The sequence below is a fragment of the Geomonas limicola genome (assembly GCF_014193675.1).
GTDB lineage: Bacteria > Desulfobacterota > Desulfuromonadia > Geobacterales > Geobacteraceae > Geomonas > Geomonas limicola.
In genome coordinates, this window is sequence record NZ_BLXZ01000001.1 from 246,255 (window position 1) to 262,113 (window position 15,859).

The following is a 15,859-nucleotide window of genomic DNA, read 5'->3' on the forward strand; positions in this document are numbered from 1 at the left end:
GAAACACAAAACTCATTTTTCAGTGGCGAAATGAAGTTTCGTGAGGCGAAGTGAAGTTTCGAGTCTTCGAAATGAAGTTTCGCGGCGCGAAGTGAAGTTTCGAGTCTCCGAAACGAAGTTTCGTGGCGCGAAGTGAAGTTTCGACCTTCCTAAATGAAGTTTCGCGATGCGAGGTTTGAAGTTGTCTCCTCCCTCAGGCGCAACGGGTTCCCCGCTTCAATTTTTTGGTGGTTCCAGGTGGATCATCTGGTCGGTGATCTCGGTAAAGCTCACATCGTGGCTCACCAGGAAAAGCTGATCATACCAGTGCTCGGTGACCTCTTCTTTTCCCACGTCGATGGCACGGAAGGCGCGCGCCAGGTTTTCCCTGCGCTCGGCGTCGAGGTTGGAGGTCGGTTCGTCAAAGAAGGCGATGCGGGCGCCGATGGTCTGCAAGAGTGCCAACCTTAAGGCAACCACCGCGCTCATCATCTGGCCGCCGGAAAGCTGGTCGTCGCTGCGCTCGCGCAAAGCGCCATCCACCATGTCCTTCAGGATGATCTGGTAGTTCTCACCCCAGAAGAGCTCCTCGTCGGACTCGGCTATGCTGCGATAGATCCGATCCGCACGGAAACTGATCTCCTCGCGAAACCGCTCGGACAGCTGGCTGGAAACATTCTTGAAGAGTTGGGTGCGCAGGAACTTGACCAGGTTGCCCTGCTCCCGCAGATCCTCGACAGCGGCCAGTTTCTCTTCTATCTCTGCCGCGATCCGGGTGAGCACCGTGATCTCTACCTCAAGCCTCTTCGTCTCGCCCTGCGCAGCTGCGATCTCTGCCTGCAGCCTGGCCACAGCCGCGGTCAGGCGCTCACGCTCGCCCTTCGCCAACTGGTGGGCCTCCGCCTGATAGCTATCCTGGAGTTCGCGCACCTCGGCGCTCTTCGCCGCCAGATCTTTTTCCAACGCTGCCAGGCGCTCCTGGTACTTGCCCAAGGTCTCCTGACGTTTCCCCAACTCCAGGGCCGCCTGCTCATGGGCGATGAAACGGTCACGATCGGCCTGGTAGCGGGTCAGTTCGGCTCCGGCCTCCTCGATCTGCCGGTCCAGTCCAATAAAGGCTTCCAGCGAGGAGCGCTTGTGGTCGGTACTCACCTGTAGCTCGGACAGCCTCTGCTGCTGGGCGGCAACTGCCTGCTGCCGCTGTGCAAGTTTCTCACGGTTGCCTTGCAGATCGCGCTTCCTGCGCTCCAGTGTCTCGCCGCGCACCCCGAGTTCCCGGAGTTTCAGGAGGCAGGACTGCACGGGTTCCTCGGCCGTTTTCACGGCCGCGACGACCGCCGCTTCGACCTTGCGGAGGGTCTCGCCCCAGGCACCGCTCCAGTCGGCAAGCTGCTGACAGCGCTCGGAAGGGGCATCTTTAAGTGCCAGCTGAAGAGGCGCAACCGGAGGCTCGGGAACTTCGAGAGAAGCCAGGAAGGTACGCAAGGTTTTCAGGAGATCCGCAGGTTCTATCTCGGCGAGGCGGGCCTGAAACTCCTTTTCCAGGGCCGCACGCTCCCGAACACCCTGCTCCAGTTCCCGTGCTACCTGATCGATCCCCGCCAGCTCGAGTGCGGCTTCCTGGGCCTTCTGCACCAGCGCTGCAACCTCGCACGCCTTAGCATCCAGACGAGCCAGCTCGGCTTCGGTCTCGGCAATGCGCGACGCGAAGAGCGCGGTGCCTCCCAACTCGTGCAGGTTCTGGCAGGGTTCCTGGAAAAACGGGCAGTCCCCCTCCCCTATCTGCTGGCAACCTTCCACCAGGGCCTGGTGCCGACCGGCGAGCAACGACTTTTCGTGTTGCACCCGCTCCAGATCCTCCCTGCGGGTGGCAAGTGCTGCGGCAAGATCCTTCAGCTCGGCTCCGGCATTTACCCGTTTCTGCTTCTGCTCGAGTTGCGTGTCGAGGGACTGGATCCGGTCCAGGGCTACCTCAAGGTACGGCAGGGTGTTCTCGATGCGCTGGGCCGGAAGCTCCCGGAAGCGTGACTCCTTCCGGGAAGCCGCCTCCAAAGCGGCACGTGCGGCACTCTCCTCTTCCTTAAGCCCGCTCTGGAGGCTTCCATGCTCCTGCTCCTCCAGGGCCAGCTTTTGTTCTTCCGCCGTGATGGTGCCTGCCAGCGCATCTATCTCGCGCTGTTCGATCCCCAAGGCAGCCGCTAGACCGGACTGTTCCTTCTCCAGCGCAGCCAGCTCCTTTTCCAGGCGATTTTTCTGCGACTCCGCCTCCCGCAACCCTTTAAGCCGCTGCTCGGTTGCGACGTACGCCTCTTTGCCGGCACGTGCCGCCTCCACCACCGAGCTGGCTTCGACCGCCTGCTGCACCAGGAGCTGCTGGTTCGCCACGTGATCGTTCCCGGAACGGACCCGCTCCTGGATTGCCTGGAGACCGCTTTGCGTCTCATCCAACTTCGCCTTGTGCGCATCCCAATTAGCCACCTGCGCGGCTATGGCATCATGTGCGGCACGTTCCCGTTCGAGCTCCCCACGCTTGGCGGCCAAGGAAACCGAAAGGGTGCGCAGTTCGACTTCCTTGGCGGGGAGTACGGCGACCTGGTCCTGCTTGCCGGCAACCTCGGCCTGCAGGGTCTCGATCTTGGCAGCGATGGCGCTGTTCAGGCTCTTGGTGCCGTCGAAGGTCTTGCGCCAGGCGTCGATGCCAAGAATCTCGTCGAAGGCATCCTGCCTTTTGGTGGGCTGGCGGATCACGAAAGGTCCCAGGAAGTCGTTCTGGAACGGGCCGATGACCAGCTTGAACTGGTCGGCGAGCGAGCGGTTCCCGGAGAGGCCCAAAAGCTTCGCGATGCGCGCCTCGGTCTCCTGCAGGTTCGCGTGGTCCTCGACCTCGAAGCCGTCCCCCAGTTGCTTGGCAAGGAGCCACTTGCCGGCAGTTCCCACGGTCCGGGTCACCCGGTAGGTCTCGCCATCAGCCCCTTCGAACACCACACCTATCTCGCCTTTCTTGGCGCCGATGGAGAGGAAGCGTTCGGCCTTGGTCACGAAATCCTGGGCGCTCACACCGAAGAGGGCATAACCGATCGCCTCGAAGATGGTGCTCTTTCCCGAGCCGTTGGCGCCGCTCAGGACATTGATCCCCGGAGCGAAGGCGAGATCGGTTTCCCGATGAGACTTGATGTTCCTGAGCTGAATGGAGATCAGTCGCACGAGCCACCTCTGCGAGAGAGCAGTCCAAGGAGCTCCTCCCCTTCTGCGTCCCCTTTCAGCACCAGGTCGCGCAACGCCAGCGACAGCTCGATGAGCTCACTCTCCCGGTCGCGGTAGCTGCTGTTCGCCCGGATCAGCTCGCCCAGCACATCGCGCTCGATCTCGGCAAGGCTCTTCTTGACCTTCTCCTCGCCACCCGAAGACGCGATCTGCGACAGGTGGTTCTTTATTTCCAGGTGCAGCGGCTGGCGGATCTCCTCCAGGGCGCAGCGCAGTCGGTCACGGCTCAGTTCGAAGGGATGGAAGGCCACCTTGCCGATCAGGCGCACCTCTATGAGCGGTGCACGATCGTCGGCCAGCGTTGCGAGTCGCTCGCGCATCCGCGCGCCGAAACGCTCCAGCGCCTCGCCTGCAGTCAGGGCGCCATCGAGGTCGACGGTGAGCACCAGCATCGGACGTGGCGAGCTCGCCTTGAACAGGTGACGTATCCCATCATCGTCCATGGTAACGAGGTAGTACCCCTTGTCGTAGCGCTCTTCCCCGAAGTTGACGCACTCCGGCGAACCGGGGTTGAAAGCGTAGGGGCGCCCCTCGGGGGTCTCCACGATGTACGGCTTGTGACCGTGTCCCAGCGCCACGTAGTCGAAGCAGTCGGCAAGCGGCAGGGCTTCTTCGGGCTTTATATTGCCGATCTCGACCGGTGAGTAGCTCCAGACCCCGACATGGAAAAGCAGGATGTTGCGCCGCGTGGTGACCGCCTGGCAGATCCGCTCGATGTGGGTTCCCGCCTGGGAGCCGATGTAGCCCAGCCCATAGACGTTAACCCCGGCAATCTCCAGGTAGCCCCCGCTCCCCTCTTCAGGATCGAAGGGGTCGAAGCAATAGCCGCTGTCGGGTGTGCGCGAGGGGCGCAACAAGGAGAGGTACCCCAACTGGGAAAGCGCCTCCATCCAGGAGACCGAGTCGCGCCGGTGGATCCAGTCGTGGTTCCCTTCGACCGCCACGCAGGGAATGCCGGCATCCTTCAAAGGCTGCAGGATTTCGATGGTCTTCGCAAAGGTCTTGGGGAGGATCTGACCGGTGTGGAAAAGGTCGCCTCCGATCAGCAGGAAGTCCACCTTTTCCCGGATCGCGTCGGCAACGATGGCAGCGAAGGTGGCGAAAAAGTCGCCGTAACGCTCGCCAGCCGCACCGCCGGAGCGGTAGGTTTTACCCAGGTGGATGTCGGAGGTGTGGATGAATCTGATCGGCAAAGAGATGCTCCCGGAAGGTGATGTACTGGTATAACGCGTCGGGCAACGTCAAGTCAAGGAGGGGGACAAGCCACCAACGACATTCATCTGCACTACAGCGGGAGTGAACGGGCTTCAGCTAGAGTCGAACCGGTGTAGCGGCGTCGGCACCGACCACCGTGGTCCAGGGACGCACCCGCCAACTCAGCACCAGACCATTCCTGACGTAAGGATCTGCCTGGGCAAAGCGCTCGGCCACGTCGGGAGAATCTCCCTTGAACAGCAGCAGCGCACCGTCCACCGGGTCGGCCAAAGCGCCACCCAGCACCAGTTCTCCCTTCTCATGTGACTGCCAGGCAAGTTGCAGGTGCTCTTCCCGGAACTCGCCGCGCCGGGAAAGGTAATCTTCAGAAACCTCGTAAAACAAAAGGTAGTGCATGATCATCTCCTCGCTTCTGGTTGTTGCCGTAACTCCTCGGCTGCCGGTACCGTGAACTCGAAACTCTGGGACCAGGTCGTGCCGCCATCCCCCCCGTCGGAACCGCGATAGCGATAGGTGAACTGGAGCCTGGTGCCGGGCGGCAGCGCCAGCGGCAGCCTGATGGCGAACTGGGCGGTATCGCCCTGCCTGAGCAGGTTTGGCAACAGGTAGCAGACCTCCCGCGCCACGTTTTCACCGGTTGCGTCAAGTGCCGTGATCCAGAGTTCCGCCCCTTCCAGGTGAGCCCAACGTAGATTCTTGACCTCTCCTGACAGTAGCGTCCCGGTACCGGTCGTCGAGACGTTCCAAGCCAGCTGCAGATCGAACTCCGAGTGGCTGAAGGGGAGCGGAACGGCTGGCTCCTTTTCGGTGACACGATCCTGAAAAAGCCTCTGGAAGAATCCACGAACTCCCACTACCACACCTCGAACTGGAACCATGCTCTGTTGATACTATAGGACTGTCGGAATGTGACGTTAAGGGACGTTTATCACACAATTTATCCCGGGGTCAATTGCAGAAGGTTGATGACCATGAGTATCGCGAGGCTCCGATCCAAAAATCCCCAAAGGAACCAAAAAGAAAGGGGGAACTGCCAGGCAGCTCCCCCCGTGGGAATGAGGTACGTAGAGGTCTACTTGCCAAAGATCTCGTTGAAGAACAGCTTCATCTCGGCCCAGGATCTGCGGTCCGCTTCTGCATTATAGGCTGCCCCTTTGGAGTTGTCGTTTCCGGAGTCGGGGTTGGTGAAGCTGTGCACTGCTCCACCATAGAGGACCATCTCCCAGTCCACCTTCGCCTGCCGCATCTCGTCCTGGAAGGCGGCAACCTGGGGCGCCGGCACAAAGGGATCGTCGGCACCATGCAGTGCCAGGACTTTCCCCTTGATGCTTCTGGCGTCCGCAGGATTAGGGGTATCAAGCCCGCCGTGGAAACTCACCGTCCCCTTGAGGTTTGCTCCGCTGCGCGCCAGTTCGAGCGCTGCGGTGCCACCAAAGCAGTAGCCCATGACTGCCAGCCGATTGGTATCGACGTTGGGGGCCGCAGCCAGGGTGGCGAGGCCAGCGGCAGCACGGGCCCGGATCAGGCTGCGATCCTTGCCACGATATTTCGCCGCCTCTTTAGCGGCAAGCTCAGGCGTAGAGGGGCGCACCCCCTTGCCGTAGATATCGGCAGCAAACGCGACGTACCCAAGACCGGCCAGTTGATCGACCCGTTTTTTCACATAGGCGTTGACGCCGGTCCACTCGTGGATGACCAGGACTCCCGGGCGTTTTCCTTTCACGGCATCGTCATAGGCCAGGTATCCTTCGAGCGTGGTCGTCCCCTCCTTGTATTCGACAGTCTTCGTTATCAGGCGGCCCTGTGCCGACTGGGCAATCAGGAGCATCATCAAAGCAAACAGACACTGTTTCATGGCTTAACCTCCGGGTGGTAAGGCTTTTGTTCAAACAGCACGTAGGCTGAATTTTACCAAAGAAACAGGGAGATGCAGCAGAGGGTACCCGATTGAGCTGAATCGGTTTCATTGACTCTGCCAGATTGTTATATATTCTTAATCCTCGTAATTCTGCACGGTCGCTGTTCCATTCCTTTCCCAGCCCGGCAGGCGAAGACGCGTGCCAGGTAGTCGTCGGCGGGGAGAACCTGTCACTACCGTCCCTGCAGTGACAGCAAAGGAGTTACCCAATGAAATCATCCACGAAAGGCCGGGCAATTTTGGTGTTCCTTCTTACCGCACTCGTTGCCGGGTGTGCCGGAACCGGTGCCTCACGCAATACCTCCTCCCCTTACGGCAGTGCCACACTGCAAGGAATCTCCGACGACTACCTCTGGGCCCTCCATCAAACTCAGGCTACCGAGGAGGCACTCCTGGGAATCACCCTGGCCGCCCCACCGGACTTGCGCCAGGCCTTCCGCTTCTACCTGGCGAACGCCGAGCTCATGATCCAGGCCGGGGATCACCTGCTGCACCACGCGGACGGGATGTTCTATCGGGGTACCTTTTACCTGGTCGAGTCGGGGAGATCGCTCGAGGCGTGCGCCCTGCCACGGACCGGCAGAAACGACGAGCAGCGGGTGATTGATTTGGGGGATGATTTCGACCGGGTTTCCGAAGCGGGGGGGGAGATAAAACGTGCCTACCGGGCGTTTCAATTCGACGTGGTACAGTTGCGCGATGTTCTGGACAATAACCTGACCCTCGCCATGGTCGATGAGCTCGACCCGATCTTCGAAAAGGCTCAAGTGGACAGTACCAGCCTGCAGGAAGCTCTGGAGCGGGGGCTCGGGGTTCTCGAAGAGACGCAAGCAACCCTGGCCAGGCGGCAAGCGCTGCCTGCTTCACCACTCCCTATGCCGCTTGTTCCTCAACGATAGGCGTCACTGCCGTAGGGGTCGGCGGTATCCTGGGCAGCACCGCCGGCCTTGAGCGCGCCTCCCTCTTTAGGGTGTTTTTTCTCTCCCCCACGAACCTTGGACTCCCGCCTACCCTCAGTTTCTTCAAAAGCCCCCGCCTCGCTGTCTGACCGCCTCGCCTCAGGTGTGGCAACGGCAAACGGTTTCAACGGGGTACGATCCTTCACCGCGAAAACCTCGATACCTGATTTACCTTCCAACGGACAGACGTTCTCGCAGATGCCGCAGCCATTACAGAGTTCCTCCACCACGTAGGGCTGTTGCAGGCGGACCGGCTTCCCCTCAAGATCGAGAGCCTCCACGATCTCGGAGCGGATCGCTTTTTGCGGGATCGGGCAGTGTTCTTCGCAGACGATGCAGTTGCTGCGGCGTGCGAAAGGGAGACAGTGGTTCTTGTCGAGGACCGCCTTGCCGATCACTGCCCGGCGCTTCTCGGCAACGGGGAGGCTGGGAATGGCGGCGGTGGGGCATACCTGGCCGCACAGGGTGCAGTTGAACTCGCAGTATCCCAGCCGCGGCGTGACCACCGGCGTATAAACCCCTTCGATGCCGGCTTGGTCGATGGCCGGGTAGAGTGCCCCGGTCAGGCAGACCTTCAGACACTCGCCGCAGCGCACGCACTTTTTCAGAAATTCGTCCTCGGATCTGACTCCGGGCGGGCGCAGGAGCCTCGCCTCGGCCTCGGGCCGCCGGAACCTGAAGAGCCCGGAGAGCAGAAAACCGGAAACCATGCCGCCCAGTAGCACGCGCCTCTGGGGGACGAAACCGGCACTGAGCGTGGCGGATGGTTTCCAGGCGAAGCGGGCCCTCCCCTTCTCGCACCCTTTCAGGCACTCAAGGCAAAGGACACACTCCTCCTGGAGCAGTTCATCCCTTTCAAACGAGGTGGGACAGACGGAGCGGCAGTTCGAGCAGTCGCCGCAAAGGCGGCCCGGCAGACGTTTGAAGGGAGAAAACCGGCTGAAGATCCCCAGGACCGTCCCCAGCGGACAAAGGTTGCGGCACCAGTTGCGGGTCTCGTAGCGTTCGAGAAAGAGGATACCGAAAAAGAGCAGTGCGGAGAGAAAGGCAAGCGGGTAGAAGGTTTCCCGAAACGGCAGCAGGTTGCTGCGCACCACGTTGAACCCGGGCTCGAGGAGGTCCCGGTGCTCGCCGATCAGGCGGTAGAGACCGACCCAGCCACCGCGCAGCGTGTTGCCGAAGAGCGGGTACAAAAAGAAGGTGAGCGCCCGTACCAGGATGGCGAGCGGATCCAGGATCCCGGCCAGGTTCACCTGAAAAAGTGCCGCGGAGAGCAGCGGTAAAAGAAGATAGTACTTGAGGTTCCCCTTGAGGAAGCTAAGGGGGACGGTCTTGCGGATCCGCCCGGTTACCAGGTCGAGCACGGTACCGAGCGGACAGATCCAGCCGCAGAAAAAGCGCCCCAAAAGCAGGGTGAACCCCAGCATGAGGAGCGCCGGAAAAAGCAGCCAGGTGAAACTGCGGTTCGCCGCCAGGTAGCTTGCCAGCACCAACGGATCGGCGCGGAAAAAGCTGTTGATGGCGGCGGAGATGGTATCGGATCCGCGATACTCGGTCTTTACGAACAGGACCACGAAGATCAGCAGAAAGAGCCACTGGGAAAGACGCGCGGTGCTCGGTCGTTTCATGCGCAATCAGGCCTTTACGATGCGGATTTTCTTGAGGTCCATCTCGCCCAGTCCGCGCCGGTGGGCGGCAACCGTGACGGCGATCTCGTCGGGACGATGCCCGAAGAGCGTGGTGGCGTAGGCGTCCGCCGCGACGATGTCGGTGGAGGCGATCACCTTGTGCAGGTACTTCACGTCCTCGAGGCTGCCGCCCTGCGGGCCGTGGGCCACCAGCACCCGCGTCGCGTCCACCAGTACCAGGTGGCTCTTGAGCACCCTGTTCACGTCGGTCAAGGCCTCGTCGATCTTCTTGTGGATGGCGCCGCGCTTGCCCCCCATCACCCCCATGACGTTTTTAAGCCCCAGGGTCACCTTGGTAAGCTGGTGGTGCTTGGCGACCGGAACGTTGATGAACACGTCGGCGTTCAGGGCCTCGTCGTAGAGTTCCCACTCGTCCAGCACCTTCCCCTTCAGGTCGACCTTCTTGAAACGTTCATTCTCGATGTACTTGAGCTCGACGTTCTTCATCCCCTTGAGGGCCGCAACCATCCCGGAGTTGACGTAGCAGCGCCGGTCATCGTTGCAGGTCCTGTCGAAGACCTTAACCTTACGGGCGCCGGCCTTCAGCGCCTCCTCAACCACGGTGCGCACCACCACCGGATTCGTGTTGGCCGCCTGCTCGGGACTGCGGTCCCATCCCATATTCGGTTTCACCACGACCACGTCGCCGCTCTTCACGAAGCGCTGCATCCCCCCCAAGGCGGCAATGGCGTTGCGGGTGATCTGGGCGTGGTCCTTGCCACTAGCCACGACAACCACCGGCCCCTCGGCGGCAGCCACGTTGCGCAGCAGCCACTGGTGGAACAGGGCAGCAAGCCCCATCAGCTTCAAAAACGCTCGTCTTCTCATCGTTCACCCCCTGGCTCTGGTAAGACGGGAACTGCTCCAACGAAAAAACTCAGACGAAACCTGCTGAAGAAATTGGAACTACGGCGAAGGCTTGGGCAGAAACTTACGCGGGTTCACCAGCAGGATATTTTAGTCGGCAAACGAGAGTTGTCTAGAGAAATCGGCGAGTGCACGGTTTGAACCTTATTTCTCATCCTGGTGAGTACTGGTCGTCCGCCAGTGGGTCCCTCCCCTGAAAGGGAGGGAAATTTACGAGCGAAAGATGGGCATTAATCAGATTTCTTATGGTCAGCGGCAAGAGGAAGCTGGCAGTGCAGGCAGCGGCGCAGGTACAAAAGCATGAGGCCGTTTACGTGGTAGTAGTTGCCGCAGCGCGGGCAGCGAACCGTGGCGGACCAGGCAGTCGCCACGATCAGCAGGAGCACCCAGGCGAAAAAGACCGGCAGTGCCCCCTGAAAAGATCGGGTGATCTGCTGGGCGGACCACATGGTGGGAAGGTAGATGATGAGTACCGTCCAAAGGGCCCAGCGCCTGAGGCGGATCCGGCGCAGACCACGGGCGATCACTGCTGGATCGGGAGTTTCAGAGCGGTTGGTATCCACAGTTTCCTCATGGGGAGAACGCCGGTTCGCCCCCCTCCCGTCCGACTCAATTCTGTGCGGCATTGTCGCGGTACTTCAGGGTGAGCCCCTTGAGAAAGTTCCTGAGCAACTGGTCGCCGCACTCCTTATAGTTGGCATGCCCCTTGGTGCGGAACAGGGCCCCCAATTCTGACTTCGAGGTGGGGAATCCGGCCAGCTTGCAGATCTCGAGGAGGTCCCCTTCCTTGAGTTCCAGTGCCACGCGCAGTTTCTTCAAGACGTCGTTGTTGCCGATCTTCCCGGTGCGGGGGACCGGTGCGGCATCCTCGCGTTTACCGCGGCGCAGGGCGATAAGGCCGTCGAGAAAGGCCTCCAGAAGAGCATCACCCAAGGGAAGGTACCCTTCGTCCTCTTCTTTTTTGAGAAAGGCAAGGAGTTCCGTCTGTGATACATCCTGGTCGGCCAGGCGGAAGATCTGCAGTGTGGTGGGATTACTGAGGTCGAGGGCGTAGCGCACCCTGCGCAGTACATCGTTGTTAGTCATCAAGACTCCGGGTTCTGAGAATGGGACCGTCTTTCCTGCCGCCATTCATAGCATGGAGCGCCCAAAGCGGCAACGGTTTTGAAGCGACACGTCCCAGAACCTGCCGGACTTGGGCAGGCTCAGCCCCCCTGTGCTCTCCGAAAGCCGCTACCCGATGGGAAAGCCGAGTGTTTCCCGGGGGACACGTGGTACCAGCCACCGTTTGATCACCTCGAACAGTTCGTCCAGGTCGATCGGCTTCGCCAGGTGATCGCTCATACCGGCAGCGAGGCAGCGCTCCCGTTCATCACCGATGCCGTTCGCGGTCATGGCGATGATGGGGATGGTCTGTCCCTGGGGCTCTTCCCGGATCAACCGGGTGGCCTGATAGCCATCCATCACCGGCATCTGGATATCCATGAGTACCAGGTCGAAAGGCTGGCTCGCCTCAAGCACCGCCTGCACCGCCTCCTCCCCGTTTCCCGCGATGCTGACCTGCGCCCCGCTGGTGGTCAGGATTTCGCGGGCGATCTCTTGGTTGATCGGGTGATCCTCAACCAGTAACACGCGCGCGCCCATGAGCGGGTTTCTCCTCGCGGCGCGCGCATCCCGAGCCTCGCGCAGTTCACGGGTCCGTTCGCGGTCGACAGGGAGTTCGAAATCGGGAGTGAGCGGCGTTTCCAGATTCATGGCTGAAATACTCCATCGGATACGGCCAAAGCTGTCCTAAGGGGGCGCGTTCCGGGCGCCTGCCGGTGCATCTCAGGGGTCGAACACCACCGCGGTGGTCAGGTTCCGCCCCTCGTCCTTGGACCGGTACAGGGCGGCATCGGCCTGGGCGAGAAACCAGTGGGCCTTACGCTCTTCGGAGGCGTTGGCGCTCACCACGCCGACGCTCAAGGTGACACACGCGGCAACGTCGGAATAGGCATGGGGGAGCCCCTCCTCAACCATGGAGCGACGCAGGTGCTCTGCCAGATGCGTGGCCTGTTCGGATCCGGTCTCCGGCAGGATTACCGCGAACTCCTCGCCACCGTAACGGCAGGGGAAGTCGCTCCCTCTCTGGAAGACCCGCTGCAGCAAGGCACCGATGCGACGCAGGGCATCGTCCCCGGCCTGGTGGCCGTAGCGGTCGTTGAAGCGCTTGAAGAAGTCGATGTCACACATGATGAGTGACAAGGGGGTACCGCAGCGCTGGGCCCGGCGTACCTCCGAGTCCAGGGTCTCGTCCAGGAAGCGCCGGTTGGCGAGTCCGGTAAGGCCGTCCATGCGGGCAAGCATCTGCAACTGCCGGTTCTTGCCCGCCAACTCCTCGCTCAGGGTCTCGAGCATCCGGCTGCGCCGGGTAAGTTCCAGATGGTTGCGCACCCGAAGGGCCACCACCGGCGGGCTGATCGGCTTCGCTATGTAGTCCGCGGCGCCGCACTGCAGCCCCCGGACTTCTTCCTCGTGGCTTACCGCGGCGGTGACGAAGATGACCGGTATGCGCGCGGTCAGCTCGGTCGCCTTGAGCTCCCGGCAGACCTCGAAACCGTCCATCTCCGGCATCATGATATCGAGGAGAATGAGATCGGGTTCCAGGGTAACGGCGACCTGCAGTCCCTCGGACCCACTTATCGCAAAGTAAACGTCGTACTCGTCTTTGAGGGTTTCATTAAGGATGGCGATGTTGGCGGGGGTATCATCAATGATCAGAATCTTGGGTCTGGGGTGCTTCCTCTGCATGGCCACCTCGGAATCATCAGTCTGATCGACCTGTTGCTCCGAAGCACGAGCACAGGTAAACGGGGTCCCCGAAAGTATAAAACAAAAATTGTAAAATACTCGGCTCCGTCTTCATTATATTACAGCCCCCCTAGAAGAGTCCACGGGGCCGGAATTCTGCACTGCAAAGGCAGGTAGGAATCCCCGCGGTCGACCAAGCAGCAGGCCCTCAAGTTCCAGAAACGACAAAGGCGCCCCTGGGGGCGCCCTGTCCTGAGACTGAATAGCGGTGAATGGCTATTTGCGCAGCAGTTTCACGATGGCGGAGAAGTCCTCCTCGCCCCTGCCGTCCTCTACCGCCTGGGCGTACACATCGCGCACCGCCTTGGCAGCGGGAAGTTCCAGGCCGAGGCTCTCCGCGGTCTCCAGTACCCGGTTCATCTGGCTGTGCACGTACTTGAGCGCCAGGTTGCGGCTGAAGTCACCACGCTGGATGCTGCGTCCCTTGGAGTGGAACAGCGGCGAGGCGACCCCGCCGGAGTCGAGCACCTCGAGGATTTTGTCGGCCTTGAACCCCATCTTCTCGCCCAGCACCAGTCCCTCTGAGAGCGACTGCATCATCTCGGCCTGCAGCAGGTTCACGATCAGTTTCATCCTGGTGGCGGCGCCGATCTTGCCGACGTGAATGATGTTCAGGCCGAAGTAGGAGAAGGGCTCGCGGCAGCGCCCCAGCAGCGACTCGTCGCCCCCGGCGATGATGGTGAGAAGGCCGTTGGACGCGTGCTCCTTGGTGCCCCAGACCGGCGCCTCCAGGAACATCACCCGGCGTTTCACCGCCTCCTGGCTCATCCGCTCGATGGTCTCGATGCAGTGGGTTCCCATGTCGACCAGGATGGTCCCCGGATCGATCCCCTCCAGAACCCCATTCTCCCCGAAGACCAGGAACTTGCTCTCGGGAACGATGACGATGACCAGGTCCTGCCCCTTGGCGGTTTCCGCCGGAGTGGTGCCGACCTTCACCCCAAGCTTGGCGAGTTCGCCGACCGCTTGGGAGTCTTCGTCGAATACGGTAAGTTGATAGTCCGACTTGGCAAGGTTGGCCGCCATGTGTACGCCCACAGTCCCCAGCCCTACAAAACCGATCTTTCTCAGCATAGCTTCCCCCAAGGTGCTGATGCGCCGCATCAGTAGATCACAGCCAAACCCGCCCGGGGCGGATCTGATCATGTTGAATTTAAAACAGGGTTTGCATTATAACCGCATTGCGCTAACTATGCAACGTTAATCAGCGAAATTTCTCCACGCCGACCCGGTCGCAGAGCGCCGTCAACGGACAGCTGCTGCAGCGGGGAGATACGGGTGTGCACTGGTTCTGGCCGAAACAGACCAGCAAATCGTTGATCACGATCCAGTATTCGGGGGGGAGCTGGGCGCGCAGGGCGAACTCGGTCTGCTCCGGGGTGCGGGTCTTCAGGTACCCCCAGCGGTTGGTGATCCGGTGCACGTGAATGTCGACGCAGATCCCGGGCTTGTTGTGTCCCAGGGTGATCACCAGGTTGGCGGTCTTGCGCCCTACCCCCTTGAAGGTGAGCAGCTCCTCCAGGTCGTCGGGGACCAGCCCCGCGTAGCGCTCCACGAGGAGCCGGGAGATCTCCTTGATCTGCTGGGCCTTGTTGCGGTAGAAGCCGACCGGGTAGATCGCCTCCTCGATCTGCTCTACCGGGACCAGGGCGAGCGTCTCCGGGGTGGCGGCGAGAGCGAAAAGCCGGGCCGAGGCTTCGGCTGTTACCTGGTCGCGGGTGCGCAGCGAGAGTATGCAGGAGACGAGCACCTTGAAGGGGTCGTGGTCCTGGGTCGCCACGATGGTGACCGCCGGCGTGACCCATCCCCTGACCTTGACCGCCTCGGCCAAAAGCGCCATCGCCTGGTGAATCTGGTCGCCGTGCATGGCTAGAACCGGTTGCGGCAAAAGCGCATGATGAGGACGCCGAGGATGGAACCGAAAAGACCCATGATGATGAGGGAGATGCCGATGCTGCGCCCGTCTCCCATGCCGAGCACGTCCTTGTGTTTCATGAACCCGACGAGCGCGAGCCCCGTGAAGGTGGCCAGGCCGCCAATGACGAAGGTGACCAGAGCACTGATCCCCAGAAAAAGTCCCATCTTATCCTTGACCACAAAATACCCCTCTGCACCCAGTGGGTGCGCGTGTCGCTGACAGTCAGCCCCGTTATACAAGAAGCGGCGGGCTCAAGGCAACTGATAAGTGAGCCGGCGCTTAAGAGGTTGCACATCGAGGCAAAACCCCTATAATGGCCGGGCTGGAAAAAGGAGACATCATGAATGGTCTGATCGATTTACACCTGCACTCGACCTTTTCCGACGGTGTGCGCACCCCTTCCGAGTTGGTAGCCATGGCCTGCAAGCTGGGGCTTTCCGCCATAGCACTCGCCGACCACGACGCGGTGGACGGCATCGACGAGGCGCTCGAGGCAGGCAGGGCCTGTAACCTCGAAGTGCTGCCTGCCCTGGAACTCTCCGTCGCCTTCGGTCCCTACCGCGACGTCCACCTCCTGGGCTACCTCCTGGACCACCGCGACCCGGAACTGCTCGCGACCCTCAAGGAGTTCCGGGACAAGCGCGAGCGGCGCAGCGAGGCGATCGTCGACAAGATCAACGAGAAGCTCTCGGTGGAAGGGCGCGCCCCCATCGACAGCCAGGAGGCGGCAAAACTTGCTGGCGGCGCGCTCGGGCGCCCGCACATCGCGCAGGTGCTGGTCGCCAAGGGGTACGCTACCAACATGCAGGACGCCTTCGTGCGCTACCTGATCCCCTGCGACGTTCCCAAGCGGTATTTCCCGGTCGACGAGGCGCTCGCCACCATCCGCAGGTTGGGCGGGGTCGCCGTGCTGGCGCACCCGACCAGCATCACCCAGGAGCGCAGCACACTGCTCCAGGTCATGGACCAGTTGTGCGCCCTGGGGCTTCAGGGGGTGGAGGCCTACAACAACATCTGCAACGACCAGGACAGCGCCTGGCTGGTGAACTTCGCCGGGAAGCGGGGACTGGTCTGGACCGGCGGCTCCGACTACCACGGCATCGAGGAGGGGATCATGATGGGAACCGGCCGCGGGTCGATGGCCGTCCCCTACTCCTGTGTGGAGGAGTTGAAGCGGCGCCGGGCCTGAGGTACCGTGGTC

At 61.4% G+C, this 15,859-nt stretch carries 16 protein-coding genes; 2 read left to right on the top strand and 14 right to left on the bottom strand.

The genetic code is table 11. The features are described 5' to 3' along the window. Positions 1-216: 216 nt before the first annotated feature. The 5 genes from H7688_RS00975 to H7688_RS00995 all read right to left on the bottom strand — a co-directional run bounded on the left by H7688_RS00975 (position 217) and on the right by H7688_RS00995 (position 6,313). A complete protein-coding gene (locus H7688_RS00975) occupies positions 217-3,183 on the bottom strand; it encodes an AAA family ATPase (RefSeq protein ID WP_183359160.1) in 2,967 nt (988 codons plus the stop codon). After that, a complete protein-coding gene (locus tag H7688_RS00980; protein WP_183359161.1) occupies positions 3,174-4,436 on the bottom strand; it encodes a metallophosphoesterase family protein in 1,263 nt (420 codons plus the stop codon). Before H7688_RS00980 ends, H7688_RS00975 begins: the two co-directional genes overlap by 10 nt. Positions 4,437-4,554: 118 nt before the next feature. Further along, positions 4,555-4,854 (bottom strand): YciI-like protein, encoded by a 300-nt coding sequence (locus tag H7688_RS00985; protein ID WP_183359162.1) that lies wholly within the window; start codon positions 4,852-4,854, stop codon positions 4,555-4,557. A gap of 2 nt (positions 4,855-4,856) precedes the next feature. After that, the gene (locus H7688_RS00990; protein WP_183359163.1) at positions 4,857-5,312 is read right to left on the bottom strand and encodes a hypothetical protein; all 456 of its coding nucleotides are present in this window, start codon (positions 5,310-5,312) and stop codon (positions 4,857-4,859) included. A gap of 218 nt (positions 5,313-5,530) precedes the next feature. Continuing rightward, complete coding sequence (locus H7688_RS00995; RefSeq protein ID WP_183359164.1) at positions 5,531-6,313, bottom strand: dienelactone hydrolase family protein; 783 nt, start codon at positions 6,311-6,313, stop codon at positions 5,531-5,533. Positions 6,314-6,585: 272 nt separating this feature from the next. Here H7688_RS00995 and H7688_RS01000 point away from each other — a divergent pair, with 272 nt between their 5' ends. Beyond that, entirely contained in the window at positions 6,586-7,275 is a 690-nt protein-coding gene (locus H7688_RS01000; RefSeq protein WP_183359165.1) for a hypothetical protein, read from the top strand. On the opposite strand, the gene H7688_RS01005 is transcribed toward H7688_RS01000, so the two are convergent. The 9 genes from H7688_RS01005 to H7688_RS01045 all read right to left on the bottom strand — a co-directional run bounded on the left by H7688_RS01005 (position 7,266) and on the right by H7688_RS01045 (position 14,837). Beyond that, on the bottom strand, positions 7,266-8,963 hold the full coding sequence (locus H7688_RS01005; protein ID WP_183359166.1) for a 4Fe-4S binding protein: 1,698 nt from the start codon (positions 8,961-8,963) through the stop codon (positions 7,266-7,268). The genes H7688_RS01000 and H7688_RS01005 overlap by 10 nt on opposite strands. A 6-nt stretch (positions 8,964-8,969) precedes the next feature. Then, positions 8,970-9,851, bottom strand: a complete 882-nt coding sequence (locus H7688_RS01010) for a DUF362 domain-containing protein (protein WP_183359167.1) — start codon at positions 9,849-9,851, stop codon at positions 8,970-8,972. A 269-nt stretch (positions 9,852-10,120) separates the two neighbouring features. Further along, entirely contained in the window at positions 10,121-10,417 is a 297-nt protein-coding gene (locus H7688_RS01015; RefSeq protein ID WP_246329666.1) for a hypothetical protein, read from the bottom strand. 82 nt (positions 10,418-10,499) lie between these two features. Next, positions 10,500-10,976 carry a YehS family protein gene (locus tag H7688_RS01020; RefSeq protein ID WP_183359169.1) on the bottom strand — a complete coding sequence of 159 codons (477 nt, stop codon included), beginning with the start codon at positions 10,974-10,976 and terminating at the stop codon, positions 10,500-10,502. A 147-nt stretch (positions 10,977-11,123) separates the two neighbouring features. Continuing rightward, a complete protein-coding gene (locus H7688_RS01025) occupies positions 11,124-11,645 on the bottom strand; it encodes a response regulator (RefSeq protein WP_183359170.1) in 522 nt (173 codons plus the stop codon). A gap of 72 nt (positions 11,646-11,717) precedes the next feature. After that, positions 11,718-12,680 (bottom strand): diguanylate cyclase, encoded by a 963-nt coding sequence (locus tag H7688_RS01030; protein WP_183359171.1) that lies wholly within the window; start codon positions 12,678-12,680, stop codon positions 11,718-11,720. Positions 12,681-12,956: 276 nt separating this feature from the next. After that, positions 12,957-13,814 (bottom strand): NAD(P)-dependent oxidoreductase, encoded by an 858-nt coding sequence (locus H7688_RS01035; protein WP_183359716.1) that lies wholly within the window; start codon positions 13,812-13,814, stop codon positions 12,957-12,959. Between the two features lie 130 nt (positions 13,815-13,944). Continuing rightward, complete coding sequence (locus H7688_RS01040) at positions 13,945-14,607, bottom strand: endonuclease III domain-containing protein (protein ID WP_183359717.1); 663 nt, start codon at positions 14,605-14,607, stop codon at positions 13,945-13,947. A 2-nt stretch (positions 14,608-14,609) separates the two neighbouring features. Continuing rightward, positions 14,610-14,837, bottom strand: a complete 228-nt coding sequence (locus H7688_RS01045; protein WP_246329667.1) for a hypothetical protein — start codon at positions 14,835-14,837, stop codon at positions 14,610-14,612. 161 nt (positions 14,838-14,998) lie between these two features. Between H7688_RS01045 and H7688_RS01050 the strand changes: the two genes are divergently transcribed. Beyond that, entirely contained in the window at positions 14,999-15,847 is an 849-nt protein-coding gene (locus H7688_RS01050; RefSeq protein ID WP_183359172.1) for a PHP domain-containing protein, read from the top strand. Positions 15,848-15,859: the final 12 nt, after the last annotated feature.